Below are 15,214 nucleotides of genomic sequence, written 5' to 3' on the forward strand. Positions count from 1 at the left end.
ATCAGCGTCATACTTAAACTCTGTGTCCGCTGGAGATCCCTGTGGGAGCGGGCTTGCCCGCGATGGCGGTCTATCAGACCTGCAAATACTCCCGAGCCAACATGCAAGCCCGCTCAATCAACATCGGCGCCATTTCAATCGCGGTCGGTGTGCCCTGGCGGGTGTGAATCCAGCCCAGGTACGTGGTGCCGCGCAGCATCAGGAACAACGCAAGAGTCTTGCGATCGGCCTCGGTCAGTGGCTTGACCGCGTGGTAGCCGTCAAGTAACGCAGCCTTGATCTGCTCATATCGCGGATCATCCAGACAGAAATACAGCGCCGTGGCCAGTTCGAACATGTGCCAGCCAAACCCGGCATCGTCGAAGTCGATCAAACGCAGCTGCGGCCCTTCGATCAGCAGGTTTTCCGGCACCAGGTCCGCGTGAATCATGCCGAAATTGCCCAGATGCCGGCCGTACTGGCGCAGGTCCGTGCGCGCCGTGCGCCGGGCCTGTTGCAACAAATCCCGCTGCTCATCGCTGAGCTGCGCAAGCTCCCAGAACCGCCCCCAGAACGGATTGGCGCCAATCAGACCTTCCTCATCCCAGGCATGCCGGACAAACTCGTCCGGCTGCTGCCAATCCGCCGAATGCAGGTGAATGCGCGCAGCAATTGCACCGGCTTCGTTGAACAGGAAATCGATTTCGGTATCGGCCTGCACGCCAGCCTCGGAGGTGCCGGCGGTGGCGCCGGGTAGCCAGGCGAGCATGTCGATGTGGCGCGGCTCACCGATGTCCTGATGGGTGACTTCGATCAAATGGCTTTGATTCTGCGCACGGATGATCTGCGGCACGGTGATACCGGCACCCGCCAGCGCTTCCATCCATTGCAGCTCGGAGCGCAGCGCGGCCTCGCAATGATAGCCGTTGCGATGAATGCGCAGGGCTACCCGCTGACCGTCGTGACGACGGGCGGAGAACACCGCGTTCTCGCGGAACTTCACCAGTTGAATGTCGGCGAACTCGCCGTCCCAATGTTGCAGGGCATGCCGCGCCAGATCGTGCAGCCGGGCGACTTGTTGTTCGTGGTTCAGAGCATGGAAATCAGTCATGGCAAGGCCTCAAATCGCGCTGAGCGCGTGATCCAGCGTGTCAACAAACAGGTCGGCGTTTTCGCGGCTGAACACCAGCGGCGGGCGCAACTTGAGAATGTTGTCGCCGGCGCCGATCTTGCTGATCAGCACACCGTTCTCGCGCATGTCGTTAACCACCTTGCGCGCCTCAAGTCCGGCCGGCTCCTTGCTGGTGTGATCGCGCACCAGTTCCATGGCGAAGAACAGACCTTTGCCGCGTACGTCGCCGATGATCGAGTGCTTGCCGGCCAGCACTTGCAGGCGTTGCTGTACATAGGCGCCGACGCTTTGCGCGTTGCGCAGTAGTTGCTGATCTTCAATCACATCCAGTACCGCCATGCCGACCGCCGCCGCCACCGGTGAGCCACCGAAAGTGTTGAAGTACATGGCATGGCGACCAAACGATTCGACCAAGGCCTTGTGGGTGATCAGCCCGGCCAAGGGATAGCCGTTGCCCATCGGTTTGCCGAGGGTGACGATGTCCGGCACCACGCCGTGGGCCTGATGGCCCCACAGGTGATCGCCGGTGCGACCGAAACCGGACTGCACTTCGTCAGCGATGAACAAACCGCCCGCCGCTCGGATCAACGCGGCTGCCTTGTTGACGAAACTGGCGGGCACCCGTGGCAGGCCTTCGTTGGCGAACAGGGTGTCGATCAGCAACGCTGCCGGGCGAATCCCTTGGGCCTGCATCGAGGCAATCGCCGCCGCGATATTGGCCGCATATTCCTCGGCCAGTTGCGCTTCAGTGGTGCCGGCTGGTGCGTGATACAGGCACGGAATCGGCACTGCCCTGGCGTGGGCGGCGAAGGGTTCCGGCGAGGGCAGGGCGGTGGTGACTTCGGCCAGCGACGCCGAGTTACCGTGGTAGTTGTAGTCGCTGACGATGATGCCGGTGCCACCGCTGGCGAACCGCGCCAGACGAAGCGCCAGTTCATTGGCCTCGCTGCCGGTGCAGGTGAACATCGCGGTGTCCAGCGGCTCTGCGAAGGTGGCGGTCAGACGTTCGGCGTAACGCACCACTTGCTCGTCGAGATAGCGGGTGTGGATGTTCAGCGTGGTGGCCTGGCGGTGCATCGCTTCGGTCACGTGGGGGTTGCAGTGACCGACGCAGGGCACGTTGTTGTAGACGTCGAGGTAGCGGCGACCATCGACATCGAACAGCCAGACGCCTTCGCCGCGTACCAGGTGCAGAGGTTTGTCGTAGAACAGCGGCGAGGCGCTGCCGAGTACGCGATGACGGCGTTGCAGGAGAGTGTCTTCAGGCATGGTCTGGAACCTCGATAACGCTGCGGCGAGTGCGCAGCAGGTAATTGAAAATGCACAGGGTGAAGGTCACGGCCAGAGCGATCAGCATCAGCATGTCGAGTTGGAAGCAGGCGGCGATCACCACCAGGGTCAGGGCCAGGCCGAGCCATGCCACCAGTTTTCCGCCGATCAGGGTGAACGGGCGTGGCAGGTCAGGCTGGCTGTTTTTGATGCGCAGGTAGGCACCGAAAATGAACAGGTAGCAAACGTTGAGCAGCAGCACGACCGCGAGCATCACCGTGGCCGGGTCCACTTCGGACAACGGCAGGCCGATGGCGCCGATCAGCAGGAGTGCCGGGTACGGCGTGCCGCGTTTGCCGGTCTTGCCCAGCCATTGCGGGAACAAGCCGTCGCGGGCCATGGCGAACAGTTGCCGCGATGCCGCGTAGACCAGGGAGAAGAAGGTCGCGATCAGACCGAACACGCCACCGCAGCCAATCACCTTGGCCAGCCAAGAGCCTTCACCGAACGCGCTGTTGCTGGACATCGCCGCGTACAACGGATCGCCTGCCGAGCCCACGAGTTCGACACCACCAGCGCCCGGTGCGCACACCAGCACCACCAAAGCAGTCACCAGCAAAGTGCCGATGGCCGCGAGAATGCCGCGTGGCATGGTGCGACCGGGGTTTTCGGCTTCTTCCGCTGCCGAACCGGTTTGCTCGACGGTGATGAACAGCCAGATGGCGAACGGCACGCAGGCGAAGATACCGCCGAGACTGACCGGGGTTGTGACATTGGCCGGCAACGTCAGCAGGTTGGCCAGTTCGACATGCGGCGCCATGGCCACGCCGAAGGTCAGCAGGGCGACGACAGCGATCACCCCGGCAATGAACGTCAGGCCCATGGCCTCACCGACGCCGCGCAGGTGAATGCCGATGATCACCACGAACAGGGCGATCTTCACCGGCCAGCCACCGATGCCGAAAATCGATTCGGTGTAGGCACAAATGAACGTCGCCGCCGCGCCGGTGCCGATGGTCAGGGCCAACGCGCAAGCCACGCCGACCAGATAACCCACGAACGGCCCGAAGGCACTTTGCGCATAGACGAACACACCGCCAGCGCTCGGCAACGCCGTGGACAGTTCCGCCACACACAACGCCAGCCCGCCACAGAGCAGGGCCATCAACAACGTGGCGATCAACATGTTCAACCAGCCACCGGCCGCCAGCCCGAAGTTCCAGCCGGAAAACTGCCCGGCCACCACCAACGCAATTCCAAGGCCGGCAATCTTTGGCCAGCCCAACGCACTTTTCTTAAGCACAGAAGTCTCCCGCGACCCGAAGGCCGATTTATTGTTTTAGTGAGAAATGGAGGGGGTTCAGCGTTTGCTTTGCGCCCACTGGATGGGGCTGTCTCGATACTACGCCGGGGATGCGGCGCGACATGTTTGCGTGCATGCCATGTGGTTGGTTGTGGGTGCCAGATTCGACACGATCCCTGTTGTATCAGGCGCCGGAGATGTTGAATGTGCCGGCCCCATCGCGGGCAAGCTCGCTCCCACACGGGTCTTCAGTGAACACAAGATTTGTGTACGACGAAAAATCCAATGTAGGAGTGAGCCTGCTCGCGATAACGTAGTCTCAGTCACCATTAGTGCTGGATATGCTGGCGTCTTTGCGGCTAATCCGGCTCTTTCACGGGAGGCTTGTTGGTTTTGGCAATTGATACGTGGGAGCAACGTTTACCGATGGGCTGAGGAAGTCTATGTGATAGCCGGAAGAGCCATCCCCAATAGCCAAGTGAACTCCACTGATGCCCTCGTTTAATTGAGAGTTGGTTTTGTAGTTGATGCTCGTGGCGATTCTGTCGTTTACTCCAATGGCAAATTCAGTCAGTTTGAGTCCTCGACGGCCCGCGGCTAGATCAAGCAATTTCACATGCTCGTCATCGTTTATTTTTAGTGAGGTAACGGTGTTGTTTTTAACGGATAGCACGGCTCCTTTCTCGGATATCAGATCGCTCAACCACTTTAGAGAGTTTTTTAGCCCGTCAGGTAATTTTGAATTTGGTTTTCTGAGAACTGTAAGTATGCCGGCTATCTTCAAGGTTTCATGAAAACAGAATGGACTTGGATTTTGTGGGTTCATGTGGGCGTAATGAACTTCGAAAAATTCTGCTACAGACTGAATAAAATCGATTTCAATATCTTCTGCAATCAACGCGTAGGGCTGTGCGTGTGAAAAAATCGTTACCTGTGCGTCGGCGTCATTTCCCGTCAACGCAAAAGAGTCGTGTGAGTTCAGCATGTTCAGCACCCGTCTCTGTGCAATTAAAGCCCGCTCAAAGTCACTCCTCAATAGGAGGTCCAGGCTATAAAGTGCGCTATCCAGAGTGGGGTCGAACACTTGCACGGCACAAAAAACGCTTTTCTTGTTTCCAGTGTTTTTCGCTATCTCAAATACCCGTTTTGCTGCGTCATTGGTGAAAGAAAAAACGATGCTGTTTTTTGGAAGAGCAGCAATATCGGAAATGTTGGCTGTCTTGAATCCAAGCTTTGAGCATTCCTGTAGGAATACTTCAGAGTCAGCGATGATCGAAGGTTCCTCTGTGCCGAAGAGCGTTTTTATTATCGTTGATGTTGACATGTATACCTCCTTGTTTAATCGATGGGCGGCAAGATTTCTCTTGGCGCCCATTTGCATCATTTATCCTTCAATGTGAGCCCAGGCTAACGGAGCCCAACCAAAGTTCTCCGGACCAGAAGCGATGCGGTTGAGTTTTTCTTTAGACGTGATTTTGTTAGTCATTTGATCATCCTTTTTCATTTTGTTGGTTTGTGCTACCCCGTTGATTTGCAGGGGCGGAATAATTAATACAGATTTTCTTGATGTATTAAATGATTAATTTTGAACTTTTTAGACTTAATAATGCTTTGGAAAGCTCGTATACGGCGTTGTGAGTTATTTGTGTAGTTCGCAGCTGTAGTCCACTTCTGAAAACTGAGTGTTTCGCCGCATTTTGGTTGTAGCTGTAGAGCCGAAATCGTTAGTTTGATTGATGGGGTCGGTTTTTAGGGGATCTCAAACTCCAACGGTTAATAAGGAGCTTTTCAGTGCAGGAATCAAAGAAATATCTGACGGAAATGTCCGTACAAAAAGCCTTGTTGCTGGCTGACTTAACAGAACCTGCCACACCCGATCACGCCGTCCGGTTATTGCTGAATGAAATCCTTCAAGGATTGGCTAATCAGGGTTGGCCAAAAGCGCAAGTGCAGACAGGAGCGAGAATTGTCTCGGCGGAAGAAAACTACGGTTTGCTTGGTTATGACCCATCTGAAATCACCCTTGGAAGTGCGCATACCCGGTGGGTTGACGCGTGCTCTCTGCTGCGCACGCAAACCACTAGCCAAATTCCGGTAGCGCTTCAGCGAGCGGCCAAAGTACGACAGCCAGGTCAGACAATATTGCTAGCTGCGCCCGGCATCACTTTCCGTCGCGATAGCCGGGACCGTTGGCATTGTGCGGAGCCGCATCAAATGGATATTTGGGTTCTGGGTGATCCCGAGTTGGCGACTCATGAACACTTGTTGCGTCTGGTAAGCGATGTTCTCAACTCTGCCGTGCCTGACAAAGCCTGGATATACAGCGACAGCCCGCACCACTACACCGAGGGCGGGATCGAAGTGAATGTGCTGAATGATGGTGTCCCGGTGGAGGTCCTGGAATGCGGTCGAATTGCCAAATCCTTGTTGGAGCGGTTGGAGATTGATCCTTCGCTTCATGGAGGACTGGCCTTGGGAATGGGCCTGGATCGCCTGACCATGCTGCGCAAAGGCATCCCGGATATTCGTTTGTTGCGTGACCAGAACGAACGAGTGAGGGCGCAAATGCATGATTTGAATCCTTGGAACACCGTCTCACGTTTGCCTTCGATTGCCCGTGACATTTCGTTAGCTGTAACGCCGGGACAAAGCGAAGAAGTGTTGACCGAAAAAATGCTGCAGGCTGCTGGCGACTGTTCTGACTGGATCGAAGAGATGCAGGTAAAGGGACGGTGGAAAATATCTGATCTGCCATCGCAGGCCATTGATCGACTGGGGATGTTACCGGGGCAGGAGAATGTGCTACTGCGCGTTGTACTGCGTGATTGTTCGCGGTCAATCACCACAGCCGAGGCAAATACCTTGTACTCAAAAATCCAGGCGGCGCTGCATGAGGGCACGCCGGGAGCGGGTTACAAAATGGATCTTCCATCTGTGTAACGGGAGTTGATGTTGCCAGTGCTGGCCTCATCGCGGGCAAGCCCGCTCCCACAGGTTTGTGCGGTGACTGCAAAATTTGCGTGCACCACAAATCACAGTGGGAGCGAGCTTGCTCGCGATGGCGATGTGTCAGACACCCTCACTCTCAGATGCGAAAACTCCCCACCAACTGATTCAACCGCGCCGCCTGTTGCTCCAGCTCGGTACAGGCCCGCAAGGTCGCTTGCAGGTTTTCCACGCCTTGCTGGTTCAGCGTGTTGATCTGGGTGATGTCGACGTTCAGCGCTTCGACCACGGCAGTCTGTTCTTCGGTGGCGGCGGCGACGGACTGGTTGACGTTGTCGATCTCGCCGATGCGTTGGGTGACGCTGCCCAGGCGGGTGCCGGCGAGGTTGGCGATGGTGACGCTTTCTTCGCTGTGTTGCTGGCTTTCGGTCATGGTGATGACTGAGTCGCGGGCGCCGACTTGCAGCTCTTCGATCATCTGCTGGATCTCCAGCGCCGAGGCCTGGGTGCGTCCGGCCAGACTGCGCACTTCGTCCGCCACCACGGCAAAACCGCGTCCCGCTTCACCGGCGCGGGCCGCTTCGATCGCGGCGTTGAGCGCCAGCAGGTTGGTCTGCTGGGAGATGCCCTTGATCACTTCGAGGATCTGCCCGATGTTCACGGTCTTGTCGTTGAGCACTTCGATGTTGGTGCACGACGCGCTGATCTTGCCCGACAACTCGTTCATCACCTCGATCGTGCGTTGCACCACCTGGCGACCGTCTTCGGCTTGTTGCCGGGCGCTGGACGCCTGATGCGAAGCGTCGGAGGCATTGTTGGCGATCTCCTGGGCAGCGGCACCCAGTTGATTGATCGCGGCGGCCACGCTGTTGGTGCGGCTGGATTGATCGTCGAAATTGCTCAGCGACGAGTTGGACGCGTCCAGCACGCGGCGGGCGCCTTCGTTGACGCCAAGGGCTGCTGACGACACCTCGCGCATCGAATGGTGAATGCGCTCGACAAAGCGGTTGAACGCCGTCGCCAGTTGGCCGATCTCATCCCGCGATTGCACTTGCAGGCGTCGGGTCAGGTCGCCTTCGCCCAGGGAAATGTCTTCCATGACCCGCGTCAGCACTTGCAGCGGCCGGGTGATGCGTTGCGCGGTGTACCAGATCAATAGCAGGCCGAGCAGCGCCGAGCCGCCACCGAGCAGCAGTTCCAGCGCCGTGCTCTGCACGCCTTGGGCGTCGAGTTCCTTTTGCAGCGTGGCGACCGGTGCCAGCAATACGTCTTGCGGCACGCCCACCAACACTCCCCACGGCGCGGCGCCGACAATCGGCGGCAGTGGTTCGAGGACTTTGATCTGTTGCGGGTCGACAAACACCTTTGGCTGGCCCTGACGCAAGGCGTCCATCACCTCGGCATTGTCCATCGGTTGGCCGAGGCGGCTGACATTCTGACTGTCGGCGGAGATCACGCCACGGGGGCTGACGATGCTGATCTGACCGTGACCGTCGAACAGTTCAAGTGCGCTGGCTTCGCTGTTTTTTTGCAACGCGGCGAGGTTGATGTCGAGGCCGACCACGGCGATGACTTTGCCGTTTTCCAGCAACGGGAAAGCGACGCTGGTCACCAGTTTTCGACTGCCCGAAGCCTCGTCGAAATAGGGCTCCAGCACACAGGCCTGACGGGTGTCGCGGGCGCAGGTATAGAAGGCGTTGTACGGAGCGCCGCTCGGGCCGGGCTCGGTGTTGGCCAGCAGGCCTTCGTCGCCGATCACCGCTTGCAGTTCACCGGGTTTGCTCTGCACCCAGTACAGCGAGAAGCGACCGGTTTCGTTGCTGCCCAGATCCGCTTTGTCGGCGAAACCGGCGTCGGCGCCGTCCAGGGCGTCGGGTTCAAAAATGACGTAAAGCCCGAGCAGGTCGGGCTTGTCGATCAGGGCCTGGTGAAGCTGGGTACTCAGCTCCTGGCGCAGTTGTTGGCGGGTCAGATTGCCCTGATGTTGAAGTTGCCTGAGGTACAGCAGATACCGCGACAACCCCTGGCCGAATTCGTGGGTTTGCATGAAGGTGCGTTGCACCTGCATGGCCTGCACTTTGCCCAGCGCCTGCATGTGTTCCTTGGCTGCATCGGCGAGCATTTCACCACTGGCCTCGGCCACTTGCTGGCTGCTCTTGTGCGTCTGGAAGAGCGACAACCCCATCAGCAAACCGACCACCAACAACAGGCAGAGGCCGGCGAGCAGGGCGATCTTGCTCTGGATCGTGAGGAAACTTTTCTGCATTGGAAATACCTTTTTCCTTGGAGAACAATGGCGCTGCCGTCACGAACGTGTAGGAGCTGCCGCAGGCTGCGATCTTTTGACTTTTAAAAACAGGATCAAAAGATTGCAGCCTGCGGCAGCTCCTACAGGGCGTGTGTGGCCGCCGGCGAGTTTAGAAAGTGGTGGCGAAAATCAGCTGGCTGTAGAGGTTCTTGTCGTTGTTGCCCAGCTGCGTGGCGCCCTGATCAGCGCTCTTGTCCGGCTGGAACAGACCCACCAGCGGCATGACCGTGATGTGGTCGTTGAGGTGCCATTCGGCGTACAGGTCGATTTCGTGGCCATCGGTGTTGCCCAGGTCGCGGTCGATGGTGTCGAAGTTGAAGTACATCGCGCCGACGGTCAGGTTCTCCAGCGGCGAAACGGTGAACTTGAGTTGCTGGATGCGCGAGTTGGTGTTGAACGGGCCGGCGTAGTTGCCCGCCACTTCACCCTGGAACCAGGTGCCGAAGCCACGGCTGAAACCGTAGAACAGCGTGTCGTAGCCTTCCGAGAAACGGCTGTAGCGGTAGCCGGCATACGGCGTCCACGGTGCGTCGGAAAAGGTCCAGCCGGCTTCCAGATACCAGGCGTCTTCGGTGGCGGTGTGCGGTTTGTCCTGCTTGGCATATTCGCCGGAGAGGAACAGGTCCTTGACCCCAGCGTTGCCGGTCGCGCGCAGGCTGTAGGTTTTCATGCCGTCGCGTTCGAGTTGCGCAGGGGAGGCGTACTGTTCGTCGATGTCTTTGGTGTCGACGTAGGTCAAGCCGACGGTGCCGGCTTCGGACACGTGCTCCAGGGTGCCGACGTACATTTCGGTCATGGCCTGGGCGCGGTTGTTGGATTTGAGCCACATCAGGTCGCTGCGCCAGCCTTCCTTGCCGCCGATCCGCAGCACGGCGGTTTCGTCGAAGGCCTTGCGCGCGGCCAGCCAGTAGGCGCCACCCCGGTTGAACTCGCCGTCGGCAAGGCCTTTGCCCATGTTCAAAGCGTCGCCGTCGATCAGGAAACCGTCGCCGACCACAATGTTCTGGCGACCGAACGACAGGTCGATGCCATCGGCGCCCAGCACCGGGAACAGGTCCGCCGAGCGCCAGCCGAGGTAGGCGTCTTCGAACTTGGTGGTGCGTTCCGAACCATCGCTGAAACCTGCGGCATCGCCGTCGCCCCAGGTGCCGGAGCTGAGCAGATTCGCTGCGCCGTAAGCAGTGCCCACACCGGCCAGGCCCTGGTCGAAACTCAGGCCGTACTTGATGTAGCCCTCGCGCCACGACGACGAACCTTCGTCGAGACGACCCGACAGGGCGTAGTTTTCCTGGCTGTGGAACACGCCGAAAACCGCTTCCAGCGTGGCGTTCAGGTGACTGTCGTCATCGGCGTAGAGTTCGTAGGCTCCGGCTTGGCCAGCGCTGATCATCAGCGCGAGAGTCGAAAGGCGAAGCAAGGGGGACTTGAGCATGGTGTGGCATCCGTTCTTGTTCTTGAGCGCAGGTTTGCGGTCTGCCCGGATACTAAGTCGCGGCTTTTTTCCAGCCTTTTGCCTGTTTGCCAATTAGTTGGTCGTGCGTGCCAGATTGGTCGGTTTGGCAGAAGCGCCAACACAACTGGCACGCAGGGCAAAACCTGCAAGCCAACGACCACCGACAATCCCGCTCAACCTGCCGAAGCACCGTGGTGCCGGCATCTTCAGTGTTGGCGTTCGTCTGCTGGCGAACGCGTGGATTTTCAAGGTCGTTTCTTATGTTCACCGCCCTGCGTTTGCCCCTCATTGGTTTGCTGTCTTTCACCCTGGCCCAGGCCGCACTGGCGGCCGATTGCGCACCGGTTAAAAGCCGTGGCGCCGAAGTCTTCGCCAATGAATGCGGGGTTTGCCATGCCGTGAGCAAAGGCACGGCCGGCATGATGGGGCCGAACCTGGCGGGTGTGGTCGGGCGCAAGTCCGGCTCGCTGGAAGGCTTCAACTACTCGCAAGCCATGCGCAACAAGAACATCGACTGGCAAGCCGAGAACATCGAACAACTCATCACCCAACCCCAGGCCTATGTGCCTGGCACCTACATGCCCTACATGGGCATGGCCTCGGCAGATGATCGCCAAGCGGTCGTGTGCTTCCTCAAAGAACAAAAGTAATCAGCCGGATCACCGACTGAACAACTCATCTGCATGAAAGGTGATTTATGAGCAACGTTGAAATTCTGCCGCAGGTCGCTGCATTCCTGGATCGTCGTCACGGCTGCTTCATTGATGGGCAGTGGGTGTTTGCCGAAGGCGAGAGCATTGCCGTGGTCAACCCGGCCACCGGGCAAACCCTGTGCGAAACCCTGGACGCGCCGCTGGAAATCGTCGAGCGCGCCGTGCAGTCGTCGCACAAAGCGTTCAAGTCCGGTGTGTGGTCTGCGCTGCGCCCGGCGGATCGCGAGCGCATCCTGCTGAACTTCACCCGTCTGGTAGAAGAACACGCCGAAGAACTGGCGCAACTGGAAACCCTGAGCCAGGGCAAGTCGATCAACATGGCCCGCGCGCTGGATTTGAACGCCACCGTGGAGTTCATGCGCTACATGTCCGGTTGGGCGACCAAGATCGAAGGCCAGACCTTCGATGTGTCGATCCCGTTGCCACCGGGTGCCAAGTTCACTGCGTTCACCAAGCGTGAGCCGGTGGGTGTGGTCGTTGGCATCGTGCCGTGGAACTTCCCGCTGCTGATCGCCGCCTGGAAACTGATGCCGGCGCTGGCCACCGGTTGCACCGTCATCATCAAACCAGCCATGGAAACTCCGCTGACCGCCATGCGTTTGGCCGAACTGGCCCTCGAAGCCGGGATTCCCGCAGGCGTGTTCAACGTCGTGACCGGCGGCGGTGCTTCGGTCGGTGGGGTGCTGACTTCGCATCCGCTGGTGAGCAAAGTGTCGTTCACTGGTTCCACCGCCGTGGGCAAGAGCGTCGGTGTGGCGTGCATGGAAAACATGACGCGCTTCTCCCTGGAGCTGGGCGGCAAGAACCCGATGATCGTGCTCGCTGATGCCGACATCGAAAAAGCCGTGCAGGGCGCGATCCTTGGCGGTCTGCTGAACAACGGTCAGGTGTGTGCGGCGGCCTCGCGTTTCTACGTGCATCGCTCGATTCACGACCAGTTCGTTGAAGCTCTGGCAGCGGCAGTCTCGGCGATGCCGATTGGCGACGGCATGAACTGCGATGCAGCGATCAACCCGCTGGTGTCGCGCAAGCAACAGCAAAGCGTGCTCAAGCACATTGAACTGGCCCGTCAGGAAGGCGCTCGGGTCGTGACCGGTGGCGAGTTGCTGGAAGGCGATGGCTTCTTCGTGCAGCCGACCATCCTGGCCGATATCGACCACAGCATGGCCGTGGCCCGCGAAGAAGTGTTCGGTCCGGTATTGGGCGTGATGCCGTTCGACGATGAAGATGCCGTCATCGAACTGGCCAACGACAACCGCTACGGTCTGGCCGCCAGCCTGTGGACCAACGATCTGGGCAAAGCGATGAACCTGGTGCCACGCATCGAGGCCGGTACGGTATGGGTCAACGCCCACGTGCTGCTCGACCCGGCGATGCCGTTCGGTGGCGTCAAGCAGTCGGGCATGGGCCGCGAGTTCGGCCGCGCAGTGATCGAGGCTTACACCGAGCTCAAGTCGGTGTGCATCGCGCATTGATAATCCTGTAGGAGCTGTCGAGTGCAACGAGGCTGCGATCTTTTGATCTGGTTTCTTAAAATCAAGATCAAAAGATCGCAGCCTTCGGCAGCTCCTACAGGGGTTGGCGTCACGCCGCAGGCGGTTTCGCCAGTTCTATCCCGGCGGCGCCCAGCCGCTTGAGAATTTCGAACAGCAGCTCGCTCTTGATCGCGGTGACCATGCGCGGGCTGCTGACATAACCGGTGATGGTCAAAGTAATGCCTTCGGGCTTGAGTTGGCTGAAACGCACCACCGGCGCCGGTTTGTCCAGAATGGTTTCGTGCTCGATGTAGGTGTTGTACAGCAGGTTGCGCACTTGCTCGGGGTCGATGTCCAGCGGGAACATCAGTTCGAGTGTCGCCACCCCTTGGGCGCTGCCGCCGAGGGTGACGTTGCGCAGGTTCTGCGAGATCAACTGCGAGTTGGGCACGATCACGATCGAGCGGTCGGCCAGTTGTATTTCCGTGGCCCGCACGTTGATCCGGCGGATGTCGCCCTCGACACCGCTGATGCTGATCAGGTCGCCAACCTTCACCGGGCGTTCGGTCAACAGGATGATGCCGGAGACGAAATTCTTGACGATTTCCTGCAAACCGAAGCCGATCCCCACCGACAAGGCGCTGACGATCCAGGCCAGATTGGTCCACTTGACCCCCAGCGACGACAGCATCAGCAAAATCACCAAGGCGTAGCCGATGTTGGAGAACAAGGTGCTGAGCGAGGCACACATGCCGGGGTCCATTTCGGTTTTCGGCAGGAACTCGTTGTCCAGCCAGCGCCGCAAAGAGCGGATCAGGTAGATGCCGATAATCAGCGCGAGCAAGGCTTGCAACAGGTTGGCCGGGACGATGTTCAGTTTGCGCAGGCCGTCGCCGCCGAGGATGGCCAGAATGTTGGTAGCCAATTGGCCGAGCGTCGATCCGACCCCGCCCACCACCAGCGTGATCAGCGCCAACAGCAACAGCATGGCGCGGCCGAAACCGGACAGGAGGATCGAAATCTGCTCCAGGCGTGTGTCGCCAATGCCCAGCAATTGCTTGAGGGCCTTGCCCGTGGAATACCGGGGTGAAAACAGGAATTCACAACCGTCCTTCACGATCTGGATCAACAAATAGAAGCCGGCAAAAATGATGAAGAACCACACCAGCTCGTAAGTGATGAAGCGCGACAGCGACACATAGCCGACAAGCAAGGCAACGAGCGAAACCACAATCGCAATGCTGGCGAACGAATAAATCACCCCGGCCAGCGTCCGACCCGCTTCTGGGGCGACGCCGGCAATGACCATGGCCCGACGGGTTTTGCTGACGCGCAACAGCAGCAACGCGATCAACGACGAGATAATCAGTGCAACCAGGCCCCGGACAGAGATCACCATCTGCGAGCTCATGCCGGTGGCATTGGTCATTTGTGCCAGCGATACCAGTACCAGCAGCGCAAAGGACAACCGTACCGGGTAGGGTTTGATGGCGAGGGCGAGAGGGTCGGCAAAGGCCGGCAGTCGCCACGAAGGGTGTTGCGTGGACAGCAGCGCGCGGCTCAGACCGGTAATCAGCACACAGGTATAAACGATCTTTTCGAAGTCCTGGGAAAACCCCAGCAGTTGCGGCGTCAGGGGCAGTTCTCGGGTAACGGTGAAGAACAGCAACTGCAGGGCAATCCAGGCAGACAGGATCGTCGCCACGACCGAGGCCAGCGCCAGGGCACTGCGCCGCAGGCGACCTTCAGGCATGCGATGAATGCACAACCAGGTCAGTCCGCGTTCGGCCACCCTGCGACCGAAGATCCAGAAAACCAGGGCCACGGCGAGCAACAGGCTGGTCAGCAGCCGTTCGCCGGGTCGCCAGGTGGCGGCAAGCGTGGCGCCGATCTGCTGGATGAATGCGCTGAATTTTTGCCGGTCTTCCTCGGGCGGATTGAGCAGAGGGGCCCAGAACCAGGGATTGAGCACGCTCCGGGTCTGTTGGGTCACTTCGGTTTCCAGCAGGCTGCGGCGGATGGCGGCTATCTGCAGCAGCAGTTCGGCGGCGCTGGTTTTGAGGGTTGCCAGGGTTTTGAGTCGGGAGTCGATGCGGTTTTTCTGCTCGGTCAGGGCCGTTCTCTGATTGGCGATTTCGGATTTTTCCGACGCGGCCTCTGCCAGCGGCGTGGGCCCCAGCACACCCAATTGCGCCTGCAATTGAGCCTGTTCGGGCAACAGCAGTGCCGTCAGCCGATCGACTTCCCGAATCAGTGCCTGGACCAGATCCTGCGGGCCTTCGAGCTGGCTGTAGTTGCTGACCAGGGACACCTGCTGTTTAAGGCTGCCGAGCTGGTTGAGCAGCGCATCCAGATCGCCTTCGGAAACGCTGGCGGGGGCTCTCGTGAGGCTGTCGGCCGGAGCGTCTGGCACGGGCGCCGCCGAGAGCATCGAGCCGCTCGACGCGAACAGCAGCAACGCCATGACCATCATTAACTTCAATGCATTACGCATGGGAGCGCTCGACTGGTTGTTTGTCACTCAGCCTATGAGGTTAGGTCATGACTCACGTTATCGAGGCTTTTTTGATCGGATGCGCCACAGCAAGAGCAAAAGATCGCAGCCTGCGGCAGCTCCTACAGGAGATCACATTCCA

10 protein-coding genes and 1 pseudogene are annotated in these 15,214 nt (G+C 59.1%); 3 read left to right on the forward strand and 8 right to left on the reverse strand.

The features are described from left to right. Nucleotides 1-73 precede the first annotated feature (73 nt). The 4 genes from ACW9JC_RS22580 to ACW9JC_RS22595 form a co-directional block, all read right to left on the reverse strand. Nucleotides 74-1,090: a phosphotransferase enzyme family protein gene (locus ACW9JC_RS22580; RefSeq protein ID WP_457457704.1), complete on the reverse strand. Its 1,017-nt coding sequence runs from the start codon at nt 1,088-1,090 to the stop codon at nt 74-76. Between the two features lie 9 nt (nt 1,091-1,099). After that, nucleotides 1,100-2,380 (reverse strand): aspartate aminotransferase family protein, encoded by a 1,281-nt coding sequence (locus ACW9JC_RS22585; protein ID WP_457457706.1) that lies wholly within the window; start codon nt 2,378-2,380, stop codon nt 1,100-1,102. Then, nucleotides 2,373-3,683, reverse strand: a complete 1,311-nt coding sequence (locus ACW9JC_RS22590; RefSeq protein WP_448108316.1) for an amino acid permease — start codon at nt 3,681-3,683, stop codon at nt 2,373-2,375. The genes ACW9JC_RS22585 and ACW9JC_RS22590 overlap by 8 nt, the downstream gene beginning before the upstream one ends. 373 nt (nt 3,684-4,056) lie before the next feature. After that, on the reverse strand, nt 4,057-5,007 hold the full coding sequence (locus ACW9JC_RS22595; RefSeq protein WP_457457708.1) for a hypothetical protein: 951 nt from the start codon (nt 5,005-5,007) through the stop codon (nt 4,057-4,059). A gap of 467 nt (nt 5,008-5,474) precedes the next feature. Here ACW9JC_RS22595 and srmL point away from each other — a divergent pair, with 467 nt between their 5' ends. Then, a complete protein-coding gene (srmL, locus tag ACW9JC_RS22600) occupies nt 5,475-6,623 on the forward strand; it encodes a PheS-related mystery ligase SrmL (protein ID WP_457457710.1) in 1,149 nt (382 codons plus the stop codon). Between the two features lie 145 nt (nt 6,624-6,768). Here the strand turns inward: srmL and ACW9JC_RS22605 are convergent, their stop codons facing one another. From ACW9JC_RS22605 to ACW9JC_RS22615, 3 genes and pseudogenes are all read right to left on the reverse strand, one after another. Further along, nucleotides 6,769-7,608, reverse strand: a complete 840-nt coding sequence (locus ACW9JC_RS22605; protein ID WP_457457717.1) for a methyl-accepting chemotaxis protein — start codon at nt 7,606-7,608, stop codon at nt 6,769-6,771. A gap of 18 nt (nt 7,609-7,626) precedes the next feature. After that, a pseudogene (locus ACW9JC_RS22610) lies at nt 7,627-8,895 on the reverse strand (HAMP domain-containing protein); the annotation flags it as partial. A gap of 151 nt (nt 8,896-9,046) precedes the next feature. Then, nucleotides 9,047-10,369: a hypothetical protein gene (locus ACW9JC_RS22615; protein WP_457457712.1), complete on the reverse strand. Its 1,323-nt coding sequence runs from the start codon at nt 10,367-10,369 to the stop codon at nt 9,047-9,049. 281 nt (nt 10,370-10,650) lie between these two features. Between ACW9JC_RS22615 and ACW9JC_RS22620 the strand changes: the two genes are divergently transcribed. Both ACW9JC_RS22620 and ACW9JC_RS22625 read left to right on the forward strand, forming a co-directional pair. Next, on the forward strand, nt 10,651-11,040 hold the full coding sequence (locus ACW9JC_RS22620; protein ID WP_416126743.1) for a c-type cytochrome: 390 nt from the start codon (nt 10,651-10,653) through the stop codon (nt 11,038-11,040). A gap of 47 nt (nt 11,041-11,087) precedes the next feature. Further along, nucleotides 11,088-12,578: an aldehyde dehydrogenase family protein gene (locus tag ACW9JC_RS22625; RefSeq protein WP_338581564.1), complete on the forward strand. Its 1,491-nt coding sequence runs from the start codon at nt 11,088-11,090 to the stop codon at nt 12,576-12,578. A gap of 109 nt (nt 12,579-12,687) precedes the next feature. On the opposite strand, the gene ACW9JC_RS22630 is transcribed toward ACW9JC_RS22625, so the two are convergent. Further along, nucleotides 12,688-15,072, reverse strand: a complete 2,385-nt coding sequence (locus tag ACW9JC_RS22630; RefSeq protein WP_457457715.1) for a DUF3772 domain-containing protein — start codon at nt 15,070-15,072, stop codon at nt 12,688-12,690. Nucleotides 15,073-15,214 lie beyond the last annotated feature (142 nt).

This window comes from Pseudomonas sp. SDO5591_S426 (assembly GCF_054070755.1).

Excerpts from the sequence above, each read along its gene's own strand:
- ACW9JC_RS22580 (WP_457457704.1), bottom strand. The coding sequence starts at position 1,090 with ATGACTGATTTCCATGCTCTGAACCACGAACAACAAGTCGCCCGGCTG.
- ACW9JC_RS22585 (WP_457457706.1), bottom strand. The coding sequence starts at position 2,380 with ATGCCTGAAGACACTCTCCTGCAACGCCGTCATCGCGTACTCGGCAGC.
- ACW9JC_RS22595 (WP_457457708.1), bottom strand. The coding sequence starts at position 5,007 with ATGTCAACATCAACGATAATAAAAACGCTCTTCGGCACAGAGGAACCT.
- ACW9JC_RS22605 (WP_457457717.1), bottom strand. The coding sequence starts at position 7,608 with ATGCGCGAGGTGTCGTCAGCAGCCCTTGGCGTCAACGAAGGCGCCCGC.
- ACW9JC_RS22615 (WP_457457712.1), bottom strand. The coding sequence starts at position 10,369 with ATGCTCAAGTCCCCCTTGCTTCGCCTTTCGACTCTCGCGCTGATGATC.
- ACW9JC_RS22620 (WP_416126743.1), top strand. The coding sequence starts at position 10,651 with ATGTTCACCGCCCTGCGTTTGCCCCTCATTGGTTTGCTGTCTTTCACC.
- ACW9JC_RS22625 (WP_338581564.1), top strand. The coding sequence starts at position 11,088 with ATGAGCAACGTTGAAATTCTGCCGCAGGTCGCTGCATTCCTGGATCGT.
- ACW9JC_RS22630 (WP_457457715.1), bottom strand. The coding sequence starts at position 15,072 with ATGCGTAATGCATTGAAGTTAATGATGGTCATGGCGTTGCTGCTGTTC.